At 39.3% G+C, this 17,445-nt stretch carries 18 protein-coding genes; 8 read left to right on the top strand and 10 right to left on the bottom strand.

Annotated elements, in window-relative coordinates; genetic code table 11:
* The first annotated feature begins 9 nt into the window (after positions 1 to 9).
* Positions 10 to 1,131 carry a 5-(carboxyamino)imidazole ribonucleotide synthase gene (locus ACZ5QH_RS22710; protein WP_004718994.1) on the top strand — a complete coding sequence of 374 codons (1,122 nt, stop codon included), beginning with the start codon at positions 10 to 12 and terminating at the stop codon, positions 1,129 to 1,131.
* A gap of 696 nt (positions 1,132 to 1,827) precedes the next feature.
* Positions 1,828 to 3,117, top strand: a complete 1,290-nt coding sequence (locus ACZ5QH_RS22705) for a lytic murein transglycosylase (protein WP_303577859.1) — start codon at positions 1,828 to 1,830, stop codon at positions 3,115 to 3,117.
* Positions 3,118 to 3,169: 52 nt separating this feature from the next.
* Here the strand turns inward: ACZ5QH_RS22705 and ACZ5QH_RS22700 are convergent, their stop codons facing one another.
* From ACZ5QH_RS22700 to grpE, 8 genes are all read right to left on the bottom strand, one after another.
* Positions 3,170 to 3,553 carry a hypothetical protein gene (locus ACZ5QH_RS22700; RefSeq protein ID WP_154130490.1) on the bottom strand — a complete coding sequence of 128 codons (384 nt, stop codon included), beginning with the start codon at positions 3,551 to 3,553 and terminating at the stop codon, positions 3,170 to 3,172.
* Between the two features lie 111 nt (positions 3,554 to 3,664).
* The gene (locus tag ACZ5QH_RS22695; RefSeq protein ID WP_244014506.1) at positions 3,665 to 4,585 is read right to left on the bottom strand and encodes a matrixin family metalloprotease; all 921 of its coding nucleotides are present in this window, start codon (positions 4,583 to 4,585) and stop codon (positions 3,665 to 3,667) included.
* Between the two features lie 212 nt (positions 4,586 to 4,797).
* On the bottom strand, positions 4,798 to 5,313 hold the full coding sequence (locus ACZ5QH_RS22690; RefSeq protein WP_303577861.1) for a hypothetical protein: 516 nt from the start codon (positions 5,311 to 5,313) through the stop codon (positions 4,798 to 4,800).
* A 2-nt stretch (positions 5,314 to 5,315) separates the two neighbouring features.
* Positions 5,316 to 5,732, bottom strand: a complete 417-nt coding sequence (locus ACZ5QH_RS22685; protein ID WP_004719005.1) for a hypothetical protein — start codon at positions 5,730 to 5,732, stop codon at positions 5,316 to 5,318.
* Positions 5,733 to 5,840: 108 nt separating this feature from the next.
* Positions 5,841 to 6,137, bottom strand: a complete 297-nt coding sequence (locus ACZ5QH_RS22680) for a putative quinol monooxygenase (RefSeq protein ID WP_056515471.1) — start codon at positions 6,135 to 6,137, stop codon at positions 5,841 to 5,843.
* Between the two features lie 49 nt (positions 6,138 to 6,186).
* Complete coding sequence (locus ACZ5QH_RS22675; protein WP_004818140.1) at positions 6,187 to 6,549, bottom strand: MerR family transcriptional regulator; 363 nt, start codon at positions 6,547 to 6,549, stop codon at positions 6,187 to 6,189.
* An 89-nt stretch (positions 6,550 to 6,638) separates the two neighbouring features.
* The gene (dnaK, locus tag ACZ5QH_RS22670) at positions 6,639 to 8,582 is read right to left on the bottom strand and encodes a molecular chaperone DnaK (protein ID WP_004719012.1); all 1,944 of its coding nucleotides are present in this window, start codon (positions 8,580 to 8,582) and stop codon (positions 6,639 to 6,641) included.
* Positions 8,583 to 8,748: 166 nt separating this feature from the next.
* Positions 8,749 to 9,288, bottom strand: a complete 540-nt coding sequence (gene grpE / locus ACZ5QH_RS22665) for a nucleotide exchange factor GrpE (protein ID WP_004719014.1) — start codon at positions 9,286 to 9,288, stop codon at positions 8,749 to 8,751.
* 826 nt (positions 9,289 to 10,114) lie between these two features.
* Between grpE and ACZ5QH_RS22660 the strand changes: the two genes are divergently transcribed.
* The gene (locus tag ACZ5QH_RS22660; protein ID WP_004818138.1) at positions 10,115 to 10,381 is read left to right on the top strand and encodes a hypothetical protein; all 267 of its coding nucleotides are present in this window, start codon (positions 10,115 to 10,117) and stop codon (positions 10,379 to 10,381) included.
* Between the two features lie 189 nt (positions 10,382 to 10,570).
* On the opposite strand, the gene ACZ5QH_RS22655 is transcribed toward ACZ5QH_RS22660, so the two are convergent.
* A complete protein-coding gene (locus tag ACZ5QH_RS22655; RefSeq protein ID WP_303577862.1) occupies positions 10,571 to 11,443 on the bottom strand; it encodes a LysR family transcriptional regulator in 873 nt (290 codons plus the stop codon).
* A gap of 210 nt (positions 11,444 to 11,653) precedes the next feature.
* On the opposite strand from ACZ5QH_RS22655, the gene ACZ5QH_RS22650 reads away from it, so the two are divergent.
* A complete protein-coding gene (locus ACZ5QH_RS22650) occupies positions 11,654 to 12,319 on the top strand; it encodes a glutathione S-transferase family protein (protein WP_303577863.1) in 666 nt (221 codons plus the stop codon).
* Between the two features lie 127 nt (positions 12,320 to 12,446).
* On the opposite strand, the gene ACZ5QH_RS22645 is transcribed toward ACZ5QH_RS22650, so the two are convergent.
* Positions 12,447 to 13,454, bottom strand: a complete 1,008-nt coding sequence (locus ACZ5QH_RS22645; protein WP_004818132.1) for a putative solute-binding protein — start codon at positions 13,452 to 13,454, stop codon at positions 12,447 to 12,449.
* A gap of 362 nt (positions 13,455 to 13,816) precedes the next feature.
* Between ACZ5QH_RS22645 and tauA the strand changes: the two genes are divergently transcribed.
* From tauA to tauD, 4 genes are all read left to right on the top strand, one after another.
* Positions 13,817 to 14,806 carry a taurine ABC transporter substrate-binding protein gene (gene tauA / locus ACZ5QH_RS22640; RefSeq protein ID WP_004818131.1) on the top strand — a complete coding sequence of 330 codons (990 nt, stop codon included), beginning with the start codon at positions 13,817 to 13,819 and terminating at the stop codon, positions 14,804 to 14,806.
* A gap of 18 nt (positions 14,807 to 14,824) precedes the next feature.
* Positions 14,825 to 15,649: a taurine ABC transporter ATP-binding subunit gene (gene tauB / locus ACZ5QH_RS22635; protein ID WP_303577864.1), complete on the top strand. Its 825-nt coding sequence runs from the start codon at positions 14,825 to 14,827 to the stop codon at positions 15,647 to 15,649.
* Positions 15,649 to 16,491, top strand: coding sequence for a taurine ABC transporter permease TauC (gene tauC / locus ACZ5QH_RS22630; RefSeq protein ID WP_004818127.1), 843 nt, complete (start codon positions 15,649 to 15,651; stop codon positions 16,489 to 16,491). Before tauB ends, tauC begins: the two co-directional genes overlap by 1 nt.
* An 83-nt stretch (positions 16,492 to 16,574) precedes the next feature.
* Positions 16,575 to 17,438 carry a taurine dioxygenase gene (gene tauD, locus ACZ5QH_RS22625; protein WP_004719027.1) on the top strand — a complete coding sequence of 288 codons (864 nt, stop codon included), beginning with the start codon at positions 16,575 to 16,577 and terminating at the stop codon, positions 17,436 to 17,438.
* Positions 17,439 to 17,445: the final 7 nt, after the last annotated feature.

Raw genomic sequence — 17,445 nt, 5'->3', positions numbered from 1 at the left:
ACACAGGTTATGAATAAAACCATCGGTATCTTTGGTGGTGGTCAACTCGGCCGTATGATGGCGCAAGCTGCGCTCCCATTAAATATCCAATGCACATTTTTTGAAGCTGATGCGGATTGTCCATCTGCAATATTAGGACACGTTTTTAGCACTAAAGCTGAAAATGGGTTACAAGATTTTATTGCCAGTGCAGATGTTTTTAGTCTGGAATTTGAAAATACGCCATTGATTGATGTTGATGTATTAACCAAGCAAAAAGATCTGTATCCGCCACGCCAAGCTTTAGCAATCGCACAACATCGCCTTTCTGAAAAGGCTTTATTTGATGAGCTGGAAATTCCTGTTGCGCCGTATAAAGCAGTCGATTCATTGGAGACGCTTAAGCTTGCAGTGAGTGAATTAGGCTTACCAATCGTACTTAAAACTGCGACAGGTGGTTATGATGGTAAAGGTCAATTTGTACTGCGTTCAGTCGATCAAATTGATCAGGCATGGGCTGAGTTAGGACCAGCAGGATCATTAATCGCTGAAAGTTTTGTGATTTTTTCTCGTGAAGTATCAATTATTGCGGTGCGTGGTATTGATGGTGATGTAAAAACTTGGCCTTTGGCTGAAAATCATCATCACAATGGTATTCTTTCGCATTCAATAGTTCCTGCTCCAAACAGTGCTGATTTACAGCCCGTTGCGCAGGAATACATCACCCGTTTGTTAAACCATTTGAACTATGTTGGTGTGTTAACACTTGAATTGTTTGTGACTGAAAAAGGCTTATATGCCAATGAGATGGCACCACGTGTGCATAACTCTGGGCATTGGTCAATTGAAGGCGCAGTATGTTCGCAATTTGAAAATCACATTCGCGCAGTGGCAGGTTTACCACTCGGTTCAACCGAAGTGGTTCGACCAACAGTGATGGTAAATATCATCGGGCAACACCCTAAATCCGAAGATGTTTTAGCGTTAAAAGGTGCACATTTACACCTTTATAATAAAACAGAACGTGAAGGTCGTAAAATTGGTCATATCACCCTGATGCCAAATGATGCTGCTGAATTAACGACTTTATGTCGTCAATTGGCGAAGATTTTACCGAATCCATTGTCATTAAGCGAAGATATGAACATTTAAGCTTGATTTTGTATGTAAAAAAAGCGGTCAAACTCTTGCCCGCTTTTTTCTACTCTGCTGTTCTGTATCATAACGCTCCCCCTATTTTATCGCTAAGCAATGACCCAAAAATGGATCATTTTCTGGGGCTATAAACACAAGAATGATGATAAAAACAGCTTCAATAAACAGAAAAACAAGCATCTATTTTTAAATTCAAAGTTCAAATTTAAAGGGTTTAGAACATTTGAATTCAAAAGTATTAACAGCAAAACCCAAAAAGTTATCCACTTTGAATTTAAATTAACTTGAAGGTGTTTTTTGAATTTAAAACTTTAAATTTAAACTTTTGCTTGCTCGAAGTGAAAATAACGACTGTGGATAAGTTTTGATTCACCAATCCAAAATCCAAATTGTGGATAAAAATAAACACTTAAGCGAGTTTTTATGGGATTGAGTGGAATTTTAAATTTAAAGCTAAGGTTGCTAAAATAATGATGTTTTTTGAATTCAAATTTGTGTGAAAGTTTTGAATTTAAAAAATGATAAGTTTGCTTGGGTGTGGATAACTATATTTAAATTCAAAACAGTGAACTGTGGGTTATGAATTTAAAATCGAAAAATGAATTCAAAATTTACGTTTTTACATCTGTCATTTTATTCACAGACTGCTATGGTATTCACATAATTTAAATTTAAAACCATTTTGTGGATATTATGCGTCATTTAACTTTGATTTGTGGATCTGTTTTGTTGGCAGCATCGCATGCCAATGCTGAATTAATCATTAACGGTCAGGCTGTATCTAGCTCACCAATCACAACAACACCGAATACAAGCTATACACCCAATTCTAATTTTCAAAGCTGTATTGCAAATTTACGTTCGCAAGCAATCAGTTCAGGTGTTAGTGGCACAACCTTTGATCGTTATACGCAAAATCTAACGCCTGATTATTCGGTCATCAGCAAACTGGATTATCAACCTGAGTTTTCAACACCGATTTGGGATTATCTTTCAGGTTTGGTCGATGAAGAGCGGGTAGAGAAAGGCCGTCAAATGCTGGCTCAGCATCGTGAAGTTTTAAACCGTGTCTCAGCAGCTTACGGCGTTCCAGCAGAAACGGTTGTTGCTGTTTGGGGCGTGGAAAGTAATTTTGGTGACATTTCAGGAAAATATCCTTTATTACAAGCGTTGGGAACTTTAAGTTGTGAAGGGCGTCGACAAGGTTATTTCCGAGGTGAATTCTTTGCCACAATGCGTATTTTACAACGAGGTGATTTACGCGAAGAACAGTTAAAAGGTTCATGGGCAGGGGCATTTGGTCATACTCAATTTATGCCTTCAACGTATGAAGAGTTGGCCGTAGATTTTGATGGTGATGGTCGACGTGACTTGGTTTCAAGTACTTCGGATGCTTTGGCATCAACAGCAAACTTTTTGAAAAAACGTGGCTGGCAAACGGGAATGCCGTGGGGCTTTGAAGTAAAAATTCCAGCTGGCGCCTCTGTAAGTGGTGAAAGTCGTCGTAATAAAAAATCGTTGAGCATTTGGGTAAATCGTGGTTTTACTCGTGTTGACGGTACTCCAATCATTCAAGGCAATTTATCGGAAGGCGCTCAGGCCGGTTTAATGATGCCTGCGGGTGCAAATGGTCCAGCATTCTTGGTGTTTAAAAACTTTGATGCAATTTATTCGTATAATGCTGCGGAAAGTTATGCACTGGCAATTGCACATTTGTCTGATCGTTTACAAGGCAAGGGCAGTTTTCAAACCGCATGGCCAACTGACGATGCAGGAACATCTCGCACAGAACGCCGAGAAATTCAAAATTACTTATTGAAAAAAGGCTATGCGATTGGCGATGCGGATGGTTTGATTGGCGATAAAACGCGTCAGGCTATTCAGCAAGAGCAAGTGAAGTTAGGGTTGAGCCCAACAGGTCGAGCAGGCCAACAGATTTTAAAAGCTTTTAGAAATGAAGCTGCAAAGAATATGATGCAATAAATATTTGATCTCATAAAAAAGGTCTGCATAAGCAGACCTTTTTTTATGTGGATTATTCAATTGCGAAAGGATCAATTTTGACTGCTTCTAAGACATCTAAAATGACGGCGGTAACATCCTGTGTATGATCACGATCATTAAAGATTTCATAGGCTGTAATGGTTACGTCGGTATCGCTAGGTAACTGTTTTTGTTCTTCTTCAATTAAATGTTGAATTGGCAATAAGGTCTGTTTAATTTCAAGGTGTAGAACATCTTTAAACTCGACATTGTCGTCTTCTAGTTCAATGATCTGTTCGTTGAAATAAGGCAGCAGAATCGAATGGAGATAAGGTTGAAGTTCAGTAATATCAAAAATTTCAATATCACGAGTTTGCTCAATCGTGCTGATATGATCATTTACTTCTAAAATAATATGATAATAGCTCACAGTCATCTCCTCAATTTATTGCTTCAGGGATTCACAATAACATGATTTTGCATAAAACTGATTTAAATACATAAATAAATTATGGATTTAAAATTGATAATCATCGCTAAATTTTGCTTATCGTTGTCTTGAGTTTAGCATGGCTAAATCCGCTGTGGTTAATCTAAAATTTTTCAAATCTTGTTCTTTCATCATTGGGTACATGAGTGCTTTAGGATCATTATTGTGCGCTAAGCCCAAAGCATGCCCAAGCTCATGTGCAATCGTGACACGTAAATCTTCGTCCGATGTAAATTCATAGATATTAATGGTTTTACCATCGAATACGCCTTTATCAAATTGGCGCGGTTGGAAACGACTATTAAAGTGATCCACAGATTGATTGTATTGTTGATTGACAGCGTTGAGTTGTTCAACTTGGCGATTTAATTCATAGACTTTTTGATTATAAATATCTAACTGTTGTTTGAGTTGGTTCTGCTCGATGATCAGTTGATTTTTCTGCTGATCTAACTGCAATCTTGCTGTGGCATCTAAATTTTGATGGGATTGATTAAGGGTATTGATCAGCTGATTATACTGGTCAACTTTATGTTGATAATTGGTTTTTTGCAGATCAAGCTCATCATTGGTGCGATCTAATTCAGCGTGAAGTTGCTGAATTTTTTGCTTTTCACTTTGTGTATATTGTTGGGTATTTTGCAAAATACGCAACTCTTGGTTTCTGGCGCTAGATTCCGCTTGGCGTTCGTCATAAATTAAGTTAATCGTCAGTTTGGCATGATCATCATAAACAAAGAGACTTTTCATGGTCCCTTGATGCCAAATATCCGTGGCTTGTTGTGCCAAATTTTGCACCTGCTGTTTACTAACATGAAAACGTGGATCTATTTCGCCAATACGATAACGTAAGCGAGTATCTAAAGGATGCGTGATACGATCAATGGCAGAATTATGATTCAATTGCGGATACATCATGCGCTGTATCGCAAAATAAGCAGTAAAGGCAATTACACAGACTAGAATCCAAAAACGCATGATTGATTTAAAAATAATTGTTGTTGTGGATAATTTATCTGAAAATATAAGAATCGCAAATGCTTAAGCAAGTAAAGCTTGCGTGATCAATACAAATATTGATTTCAATTGATGATGTTTTTAGCAGTCAGCTTTAGATGGAAAGCAGCAATATGAATGGAACGCTGAGTTTGGGCATCGCGATGGAAGGTTCATTCACATAATCAGTTGATTTAAACGTTAAACAGGACTTGGATATCAATAAATAAGAGAATAAAAGCAAAAACACTGAGTAATCGATTCATCCAAACAGATCTTTTTAAATAGTCAGGGCTGATATATAAAGCTTTGAATTGTAAAGGATGCAATATGATATAGCTGATTTTCTGTTTAAATACCGGAGTGACAGATTGTTGTTGTTGCTTTAAAACCACTTGGCGCAGAATAAAAGCATTTAGCCACCAGAGTATAAATAGAATGAGTAAAATAATGCTGATACTCAATGTCAAACGAATCCAAGCATTCTGCTCAAAATAGGCAATTTCAGTATAAAAATGGCTCATTAATATAATGCTGACCAGTAACATGGTGCGATAAAAAGTTTGCCGTGTAAATTCAAGGTGCAAAGGATGATTGAGCTTTTGTTTATCCGCTTTACTCACTATTTTACCTGCAAAAAATGCAAAACCATGACATAGAATCTCTAAAAAGAGATATAAGCCAATGCTGATGGCAAGCGTTTTATACATGATTAATCGTGTTCAAAAATAGGTCGATATAGTGATGGAGTCACTAAAATCATCAATAAAATTCCAGAACAAACAAAGGCCAGATCGTTAAATATCGCTGCATAACTGGTCATGTAAATCCAGTGCATAAAGGGCATAAAATAAATCAGAAATATTGGGAAAAATGTATAGAGATAAGCTTTTCTTGCCCATTCTTTTTTTAAACATAAACCAAATGTGATGATGAGGATGATTAAACCTGCAATCGACATCACTCCCAATTCCCAAGCTTGCGGGTCTTGGTAGAGTGTTTTATCCAGAAGTTCTAACTCGGGTTCAGTACTGTAAATATCGATGACTGCTGCAATGATAGGCAATATAAATTGCGCTATGATCAAGCTGTAATACACTGTATTGGATACAGCAGGAGAGTTTTTCATCATTTGACTCATTATTATTGTGATAATTAAGATAAAAGATTTAGTGAAGATTGGCAATTGATCAATAAGAAAAACCACTCGATGACTGGAGTGATTTTTCGAGCTTTTTTATAGCACAATATCACTGACGAAATGTTGCACCACTTCGGTTAAATCTTTGGAAAGATAGTGTTGTGTATAGGGCTGTTTAAAATGCGCATGGTAAGCCTGTTCCGAGTCGAAGCGTTCCCAAAGTAGTAAACGAGTTGGCTCTTGTTGGCATTGATGCAGTTGAAATAAGCTACATCCCGGTTCTTGTTGAAGAGTGAGCTTACATAATGCTTGTAAGGCTTCACGGGTTTCTAAGATTCTGTCTTTATCTTTAATTTTTAATTCTGCGGTGATGTAAAAACCTGAACTTAACATTCTCTACTCCTAACTCAAATCGTGAGTCAAAAATATTAACTGCTCGAGTTCACTCTAGCTCAAGCATTTTTTGTGCATATATTTCAATTTTATAGTCGACAATACTTTGTTCTTGTTTGAGTCTTTGAATTTCTTGTTTTAATTGAACGGAATGCGCAATAAGAAGTTCTTGTCTTTGTTTTAAGGTTTGTTCTCCTTGTAGCCGAAATTGGGCAAAATCTTGCATTTTTTCTAAAGGCATGCCTGTTGATTTTAAGCGTTTTACCCATTCAAGCCATTCCAGATCAAGTTTGGTATATACACGTCGTCCTGACTGATTACGATGGATATTTTTCAGTAAGCCTATTTGTTCATAATAACGAAGGGTATGGATAGAGAGTCCAGTTTTTTTAGAGATATCAGAGATAAACAAAAGTGACTCCATAGCTTTACGGATAAAAATAGATCATATAAAAAAACCGCTCAATCTCTTGAGCGGTTTTCTAAGATTAAAGTGACAAATTATTTTTTGTCATCTTTAACTTCAGTGAATTCAGCATCTACAACGCCATCATCAGCTTTTTGCTGTTGTTGGCCTGCATCACCACCGAATTGGTTAGGATCGAAGCCTTCAGCGCCGCCTTGACCTTGAGCTGCTTCATAAGCACGTTGAGTGATCGGCATAATGATGTTTTGTAAAGCTTCAGTTTTTGCTTTAATCGCATCAACATCATTTTCTTTTGCAGTCACTTCTAACTCAGAAACTGCTGCTTCAATTGCAGTTTTTTCATCAGCAGTGACTTGTTCGCCAAGATCTTTCACAGCTTTGTTTGCAGAAGCAACTAAAGCATCAGCTTCGTTACGTGCTTTTGCAAGCTCTTCAAACTTACGATCTTCTTCAGCATTTGCTTCAGCATCTTTGATCATTGCTTCGATTTCAGCATCAGACAAACCAGAGTTTGCTTTGATCTGGATCGATTGTTCTTTACCAGTGCTCTTGTCTTTTGCTGATACTTTTAAGATACCATCAGCATTGATGTCGAACGATACTTCAATTTGTGGCACACCACGTGGTGCAGGTGGAATGTCGCCTAATTGGAAGTTACCCAACAATTTGTTTTGTTGAGCCATTTTACGCTCACCTTGGTAAACTGAAATATCTACCGCTGGTTGGTTATCTGCTGCTGTAGAGAACACTTGAGATTTCTTCGCAGGAATCGTGGTGTTTTTCTCAATAATTGCAGTTAATACGCCACCCATGGTTTCGATACCAAGTGTTAATGGTGTTACGTCAAGTAAAAGTACGTCAGTTTTGTCACCAGACAATACCGCACCTTGAATTGCCGCACCAATCGCAACAGCTTCATCCGGGTTCACATCTTTACGAGGTTCTTTACCGAAGAACTCTTGTACTTTCTGTTGAACCATTGGCATACGTGATTGACCACCAACCAAGATCACGTCAGAGATGTCAGAAGTCGAAAGACCTGCATCTTTAAGTGCAATACGGCAAGGCTCAATTGTACGCGCAACTAAATCAGCAACTAAACCTTCTAGTTTGGCACGTGTTACATTCATCACTAAGTGTTTAGGACCAGTTGCATCCGCAGTGATGTATGGCAAGTTAATTTCAGTCGAATTAGATGAAGAAAGCTCAATTTTAGCTTTTTCAGCTGCTTCTTTTAAACGTTGTAATGCAAGTGGATCTTGTTTCAAGTTGAAGTTTTGCTCTTTCTTGAACTCTTCAACCAAATAGTCGATCAATGCATTATCAAAGTCTTCACCACCAAGGAATGTATCACCATTGGTTGACAATACTTCGATTTGTTGGTCGCCATCTAAGTCAGCGATTTCAATGATTGATACGTCAAATGTACCACCACCTAAGTCATATACAGCAACTTTACGGTCGCCTTCTTTTTTGTCCATACCGAACGCAAGTGCAGCAGCAGTTGGTTCGTTAATGATACGTTTAACTTCTAGACCAGCAATACGACCAGCATCTTTTGTTGCTTGACGTTGTGCATCATTGAAGTAAGCAGGAACTGTAATAACAGCTTCTGTTACTGTTTCACCTAAATAATCTTCCGCAGTTTTTTTCATTTTTTTCAAAATTTCTGCAGAGATCTGTTGCGGTGCAAGTTTTTTGTCGTTTACTTCAACCCAAGCATCACCATTATCAGCTTTGATGATTTTGAATGGTGCAATACCGATATCTTTTTGTACTGCTTGGTCTTGATACTTACGACCAATTAAACGCTTGATTGCGAATAATGTATTCTTAGGGTTAGTTACTGCTTGACGTTTAGCAGATTGACCCACAAGAATTTCGCCATCTTTATATGCAACGATAGAAGGTGTTGTACGTGTACCTTCAGCATTTTCAATTACTTTAACTTTATCGCCTTCAAGTACAGCAACACATGAATTCGTTGTACCTAAGTCAATACCAATAATTTTAGCCATAAATCAAATTCCTCTAAATTCTTTTGAATCCCTGGTTTCCTCTTTTTGCAAAGGGGAGTTAAAAGGGATTTTCTTGTTATCCGATATGAGAGCCATTCAAAAATTTTCAAGTCATGATTTGTGAAAATTCATGAAAATATTTTTAAAAAGCTCCTATTTATTACGCTTATTGACCAACCATCACCATTGCAGGGCGAAGTAGTCGACCATTTAAGGTGTAGCCTTTTTGCAAAACTGTGCCAATTTGGTTGGCTTGTGCATTTGGGTCGATCCCGACAGCTTGATGTAAGTCCGCGTTAAAACCATTGGTTGTGTCTGCTTCAACAACACCGAATTTTTCTAAAGTGGTGAGAAGTGATTTCAAGGTCAGTTTTACGCCTTCGAGTACAGGTGTTTCTTCATCACCACCTGCGAGAATCGCACGCTCAAGGTTGTCGACAGAATTTAATAATTCTTTCGCAAACTTTTCTAACACGATGTCTTTATGCTTTTCAGCATCACGTTGAATACGTTCTACACTTTTTTGTGCTTCATAAACTGCATTTGCAGTACGTGCTTTTTCGAGTTTTAAGCTCTCTTCAAGATGACTGATTTGAGCCTGTAAAGCTTCAACGGTAACTTCAACCTGTTCATTTTCAGCCTGAGTTTGCTGTTCGGCTTGCTCGTTTTGAATATCTTGGGCTTCTTGATTCTGCTCAGTTGCCATTGATTTACTCCGTTTAAATGGGTTCTTAAACATGTACAGTCCTTATCGGCAGCAGTTTTGCACTGTGTTCATTTTTGAACTGCCATGATCGTTTAATTCATTAATGAATAAGAAATGTGGGCGAGCCGCTAAAATTCAAGCAGTTTTAGACATTATTTAATGAAATTCAGTGAAAAAAGCGGATCTAAGAGATAAATCCCAAAATTTAAAGATATTTTTGTTGGAATAATCATCAAATCAATGATTATTTTTTTAGATTAAAAATTTAAATTTATGGGGAATTGATGCGGTTATTGCTCAAAAATGATGAGTAAATTCAAAAATTAAAATTGAATGAATAGATTAAAATACTTAATTCATATGTAAAACCGATTAAACTTATTGAAAATAAGGCTTTGCGAAAAAGCAATAATTTAATTATCATGCTTCATAGATTCTATGGCTGTAGTTTCTTTTTTTAGTTTGAACAATGTTTTCATAGCTTATCCAATCTTCTTGGGTAAGCTTTTTTTTGTCTTGTTAAAAGCCATTAACAATGTAAGTAATGCGAAACTTTTATGGTAAAAGTATATCTTTTATCAGGCTGACTTTTGCCTAACCACATTGAATACCATCAAAAAACCCAGCGAAATGAAACAAGTATAATGAAAAATAAAATAGGTCAATCTAAATCATTGATTTAATAAACTTTGCATAACTTATACGGCAACACCTTAAAAGTCTAACCAAGCTTCAACGAAGTTTGCAGAAAAAATAGCAATCATAGTCAGCACGACAACGCAGTCCTGTGTTGCCGTTTTTTGATAGAGTGATAAAGGAATTTATGATGAAAAAATCAGGTCTTATTTTTATGCTATTGGCTGGTGTTGCGGTCATGAGTACGGCGTGTACATCAAGTGAAACAACCCAAGCACCTGAAACAACCCAATCAGCACCAATGGGTTCTGCAGATCAACAGCAATCAGCACAAACTGCGACTGTAGATCCGACTCAACAAGGCACTGCTGTTGAGGGCGATGCGACGATTCAGCAATCACAACCTGCTCAAGCAACCAATGACCCAAGTTTAGTTGAACAACCTTCAGCTCAGTAAATTTTAAAATAAAAAATCAGGCAATTTATGGATGCCTCCATTGCCTGATTTTTTATCAATAATTTAAGCACGATGACAAATAAATTAGAATCCAAACAATAAGTTCTTGGTTGATAAAATAAAGCCATTTTTAGCTGCGCCAACATTGAGCAGAATAAACAGACGAATATCGTCGGAAACGTCTATGCATTATAGATTCAATGTCTTGCTCAGATGCCGAAATACTGTGGACACTCGCAGTAGATGCTTTGACTCGGGATGTGTGAGAAGCCACAATTCAGTCTGGCATTCATCGAGGGTGCCGGTCAAAGCGATCAGATCTCTGCGTTGCTGGGTAAGAAATACCGGCAGTACTCCTACACCCATACCAGCGGCCACCAACTCCATGACTGTGAGAATACTGTTAACGCGATAACGGAGTACGGCTTTGGGATGATGACGTTTGCGCCAGATTACCGAAGGATGCTCAGGTAAGCCATCGTCAGGGACGATCCAGTCGACAGCAGCCTCAACTTGTTGATCGTGCTCGATACGATTACTGCCATATAACGCCATTCGGATTGGACCGATGTGTTTGCCTACGAGATGGAGTGGGGGACTGTTGGTTGCGCGCACTGCAATGTCGGCTTCACGTCGCGTCAGGCTCGTCAGTTCATTGCCAGTATGCAACTCATACTCCAACAAGGGATGAATATTCGCGAGTTTGTGTAGTGCGGGCGCGAGCAAACCATGTAGGAGGGTATCTGTGGTGGCGATGCGTACAGTACCGGATACCTGCTCTGGTGTGAGTTGTATGGCGGAACGGGCTTGCTCTAACTGTGTTTCCACTTGCTCGGCATGTTCGGCCAGTACTTGTGCTTGTTCAGATGGTAAATATCCCGCCCGTGAGCGTTCAAATAACTGATGCCCTAAGCCACGTTCGATACGACGAATTGCACGAAAAATCGTTGAAGCATCGACGTTTAATCGTTCACCAGCTCTCGCAAGATTAGCCGTTCGTACCAAAGCCAGAATGATTTCTAGATCACGAGCTTCTAGTTTGTATTGCGATTTTGCAATCATTGCTTTCTTATTTGCCTATTTTTATTGTGATATTGCAATCATATGATGAAAGCTATGCATTGGTAAATTGGAAGTTTTTATGGCAAATACAACTTCTTGCGCTCTCTATAGTAGTGCATTGCTACATATCCATTTAAGTATTAAGTGGATAGCCGTGTTGTGGTGCAGTGATTGTTTCTTACTGAGTAATGTTGAATGGAGGAACACACAATGAGCCCCCATCTTATCTTGGTCAGCCATGTGCTGTGCCCATATGTACAACGTGCTGTGATTGTGCTCAAGGAGAAAGGAGTCTGTTTCGAACGTCGTGATGTAGATTTGGCAAACAAACCAGACTGGTTCAAAGCGTGCTCACCTTTGGGCAAGACACCCGTACTGTTGGTCGATGATGTGCGGATTTTCGAGTCGGCCGTGATCTGCGAATATTTAGAAGATACATTGACACCACGTTTACATCCCAACGATGCCTTGATCCGTGCCCAACATCGCGCATGGATGGCGTTTGGTTCATCAATGCTCAACAGCATTGGCGCCTTCTACAATGCCAAAAATGATACGGCACTGGATGTGCAAGCCGAGTTGATTCGTGCACAACTGGTACAGATTGAGGCGGAACTCGTCAACGGGCCTTGGTTTGCTGGAGAACACTTCAGCCTAGTGGATGCTGTATTTGGTCCAGTATTTCGCTACTTCGATGTATTTGATCGCCTCGGTGATTTTCACTTTTTTGATGATCTACCCAAGACAAAAGCTTGGCGCACGGCGCTGGCTGAACGTGCATCAGTGCGAGAAGCTGCACATCCAGACTATCAGGTACTTCTTCGAGAGTTTCTTTGCAAGCGAGATTCGGCCTTATCACGCAGAGTTGATATGTAGTCAGGGACGTTGCGAGATGTGTCACAGCAATCGGCGCAAAAAACCAAGCTAAGCAATTGCGCCGTATCTAGTTTAAAGCTCACGTGATTTATACGTAAGCTTTGACAGCAGAAATTTTGATCAGACCTTATTCACCCGCCAATGAACATTCAAAGTTGGTTCGATCTACAGTACAACGCGCCCGTTTAAGTACTGACATCATGGTCGGATCGTAAATACCTTGTCGGGTTAAATCCATACGCCCATCTCGTAACAGTTTTTGATATTTTTCAGTATCTGCTTTACTTAAATTCAAACGATATTTGGCTGGGATGCCTTCTTCTAAACGTTTGACCATACTGAATTGACGAGGAAGCTGCTTAATAAACCAGGTTCTAGAGTCATTGCCAAAAGTAGCTGGGAATTTCTGAGATCTAAACACCAGATCAGCAGTGACATTGAGCACTGGGAAATTGATTAATGCACCTTTAGAGCCAAGCCCTTTTTCCATTTCTAAGGGTTTAAAGGCATAGGCTGGTGCACCCACCATCGGTACTTCACCGGTATTAAACTTCTTAATAAAATTGGAAATATCGGACGGAACAGGAATTGCCCCGACACGTTCAACCATTGCAATTTGCGCTTTGTCATACGCCAATACTGCGAATTTCTTGCCTTTACCTTTTTCAATGGTATTGATGGCTCGATCATTTACAAAGATATAGGCAGGGCCGATTTGACCGATTCCACCAATTTCTATTTCTTCATTGTCTATCGTGGTTTTTAAGCGTTTTACATTACGCTTATCCAAGACAAAGGTAATCGCCTTGAGCGCAATGGCATTGGTTGGAACACCCCCCAACGCGTCAATTGATCCTGCGAATTTATTGTATTGGCGTGCACGCATTGTGGTGATATAGGCCGCATCACATTTACCATTTTTAAAATCTTTATCAGCAAGCTCTTCATTTTGGTAAGCAATCAGCTGGACATCGCTATGCCATGTTTTTGCAGCGAGTGCCCACTCTTCCATCATTTTATAGGATTCACCAGCTTTCCCTAATAAATCAAAAACACAGATTTCTTGTTTAGCTTGAGAGGTGCTTGATATTCCTAATAATACGATTGTAGTAAGGGCAAGAAATTCCTTTTTCATGTTATATCCTTATACTTAAAACGCGTTTTATTTATACTAAATATAGTAATTTTATTTGAATAAAAATAGAGTTTTTACTCTATTTCCGATGAACAAACCATTGAATAGCTTAATTAATGTGATTTGTTTATCTTAGCAAGATATTATTGTGATATTGTTTTGCTTATTGGTGTGGGTTTAGTGGCTCCATTAAAATCTTGTTAATTTTGATCGATCTAGAAAAATAAAATAGATTTCAAGTTTTGTTAATCAATAAAACGTATAAGTAAATCTAAAAAACGTATTTTTAATAATATACAAAAAAACCGTACCATGAACCTGATTCCCATCTCTTTTTATTTATTCTAGTCCATACATTGATCATGAAATTTCAGCAACTGATTTTGCTTTGCTCAGCTATAAGCTTATATAGCTATAGTGGTTTGGCAAATGCTCGCCCTATCGTCATTGGTTATCAAACCAACATAGAACCTGCCAAAGTTGCACAGGCTGATGGTGTATATGACAAAGTGATTGGGGAAAAATTGGATTGGCGCTTATTTAATAGTGGTGCAGAGGTTTTAACTGCATTGGCTTCTGGTTCTGTAGATATCGCACTGATTGGTTCAAGTCCGTTAGGGGCAGCTGTTGCCAATAATTTGCCCATAGAGGTGTTTTTAATTTCTACCGATCTGAAAAGTGCGGAAGCCTTAGTAGTGAGAAATGGTTCAGGCATTAATAGTCCTCAGGACTTGATTGGGAAAAAGGTGGCCACCCCATTTGCTTCGACTTCCCATTACAGTTTATTGGGGGCTTTGCAGCATTGGAATATTAAAACCAATCAAATACGGTTGTTGAACCTAAAACCAGCTGAAATTAATGCAGCATGGCGCAGAGGCGATATAGATGCAGCTTTTGTCTGGTCACCTGCACTTGCCAATATTAAGAAAACTGGCAAGGTTATGACGGATGCAGGGCAGGTTGGGCAATGGGGTTCGCCTACATTTGAAGTTTGGGTAGCACGTAAAGATTTTGCACAGAAGCATCCTGAGGTCTTAACAAAGTTTTCTACAGTGACACTGAACTATTACCAATCTTATAACCAGAATAAAAGTCGTTGGACGGCCAATTCAGCTGAAGTGCAAAAAATTGCCAAAATTACCGGCGTAGATGCTCAAGATGTGCCAGCGCTTCTTGCTGGTGCCGCCTATCCAGATCGTCAGGCGCAGTTAAGCACTCAATACCTTGGTGGGCGGACCACACAAAATATTGTCAACTCAGTGAACTTTTTAAAAGCACAAGGTTTGGTGAGAAAGGTTTCTCCAAATTATCAACAGTTTATTAACACGCGTTTTATTCAAACATCGAAATAGAGATCGGAAGTATTCATCATGGCTGTATTGACTGTAGAACATGTACAAGCACAGTATCCGGGTGCTGAACAACCGGTACTGAAAGATGTGTCATTTCAGCTGGGCTCTGAGCAACTGATGGTTGCATTAGGTGCTTCAGGCAGTGGTAAAACAACCTTATTAAATTTGATTGCTGGATTTAGTCAGCCACAAGCAGGCACTTTAAAACTGGATGGTGAAGCAATCATTGCACCTAGCCGAGACCGTGGTGTGGTGTTCCAAGATGATGTTTTATTGCCTTGGCAAAATGTAGAAGATAATATTGCTTTTGGTTTAGAGCTTGCAGGGGTTGATAAAAAAACACGTCAAAACCGTGCACAAGCATTGCTTAAATTGGTGAATTTAGAAGGCTTTGGTCAACGCCATATCTGGGAACTTTCAGGCGGGCAGCGTCAACGGGTTGGTTTAGCACGTGCTTTGGCTTCTGACCCTAAAATATTATTGATGGATGAGCCTTTTGGTGCTTTGGATGCCTTTATTCGTGAACAAATGCAGTGCTTATTATTAGATGTTTGGAAGAGTACGTCCAAACCTACTTTCTTAATTACCCATGACATTGAAGAAGCTGTTTTTCTGGCAACAGATCTGATTATTCTTGCACCAAATCCTGGGCGAATTGTGGAAAAGCTGGAGTTGGATTTTGCTAAACGCTATGCCAATGGCGAGCCAGCACGAAGTATTAAATCAGATCCCAAGTTTATTGAAATGCGAGAGCATGTGTTGAGTTGTGTATTCATTCAAAATAATCAGGATCAATACCATGTTGCTCAGAGCGACCAAGCTCAAGTGGAAAAGGTGGAGTAATGACAGCACAATTAGACCCTAAATTGATCCCTCGTACAGTTGAATCTCAGACTGTGGCGGTGAAGGTTCCACGTGAAGTCAATATTACTTTGATCAGTAGTATCACGATCATTACTTTGATTGCAATTTGGTGGCTGGTCACCACTTTAGGTTGGATTGATGCTTTATTCTTACCATCACCAACCGCCGTGTTGCAGCGTTTCAATGATTTGTTCAGCAATGGCTATATGAGTATTAGCTTGTGGAGTCATATTGGCGCAAGTTTGGGTCGTATCGGCACGGCGTTGATTGCTGCGGTTATCACTGCGATTCCAGTGGGGATTGCGATTGGTCGCAATAAAATTGTGCGGGGTATTTTAGATCCCATCATTGAGTTTTATCGTCCGATTCCGCCGTTGGCGTATTTACCCTTGATTGTAATTTGGTGTGGTATAGGTGAATTGTCCAAGGTGCTACTGATCTATCTGGCAATTTTTGCACCAATTGTTATCGCAACAGCAACTGGTGTCCGTTCAGTCGACCAAGCCAAAATTCGTGCTGCACAGTCTTTGGGTGCAAGCCCAATGCAAATTATTAAACATGTGGTTTTACCAAGTTCTTTACCGAGCATTTTAACTGGTATCCGTATTGGTCTTGGGGTGGGATGGTCGACTTTGGTGGCAGCAGAGTTGGTTGGTGCTTCTGAAGGTTTGGGCTTTATGGTGCAATCATCTTCACAGCTTTTGGCCACAGATGTGGTGATTGTCGGGATTTTAATTATCGCTGTGATTGCCTTTATTCTGGAAATTGGTTTACGTCGTTTGCAAAGAAAATTGGTCCCTTGGGATAAGCAATCTCAGTAAGTTATTTTCGCTACACTGTTCGATAGCATATCGCCATATTTAGTTTTAACATTTTAATATATCGTGAGATGATCGAGGAAGAAATGAACGCTGTTGTTTCAAATATTTTTAAAGTTACCCCATTAAATCCAACGATTGGTGCGCTGATTGAAGGTGTGAATTTCAATCAGCCTTTAACACCTGAACAAAAGGCTTTGATTGAAGCAGCTTTATTGAAACATCAGGTGATCTTTTTTAGAAATCAGCCGATGACTGCACAGCAACATGCAGCTTTGGCGCGTCAATTTGGTCAGTTACACATCCACCCAATTTACCCCAATATTCCCGAACAACCCGAAATCATGGTTTTAGATACGGAATTAAATGATTTACGGGATAATGCATTGTGGCATACCGATGTGACTTTTCTTGAAGCACCAGCAATGGGCGCAATTTTAAGTGCAAAAAAAGTCCCAGCATGGGGTGGAGATACACTTTGGTCAAGTGGAACAGCGGCGTTTGAAGCATTATCCAAGCCGATGCAAGCGATGTTATCTGGTTTAACTGCAACACATGATATTGCACGTTCATTTCCAGTAGATCGTTTTGGTGGTGATCCTGCCGAATTAGAAAAGCTAGAACAGGCTAAGAAAAAACATCCTCCGATTAGCCACCCTGTGATTCGCACTCATCCTGTCACAGGTCGTAAAGCTTTATTTGTGAGTGAAGGGTTTACCACACGAATCAATGAACTCGAAGCCAAAGAAAGCGATGCTGTTTTGAAAATGTTGTTTGAACATATTCAGAAACCAGAGTTTGTAGTGCGTTGGTCGTGGCAGGCCAATGATGTGGCATTTTGGGATAATCGTTGTACCTTCCACTATGCCGTTGATGATTACCGTCCTCAGCACCGTGTTATGAATCGAGCCACTTTGATGGGTGATAAACCTTTTTATCAAGCAGATTAAGATTTAA

It is taken from the genome of Acinetobacter sp. Ac8, from assembly GCF_055392545.1.
This window is presented reverse-complemented; position numbering and strand designations above follow the sequence as displayed.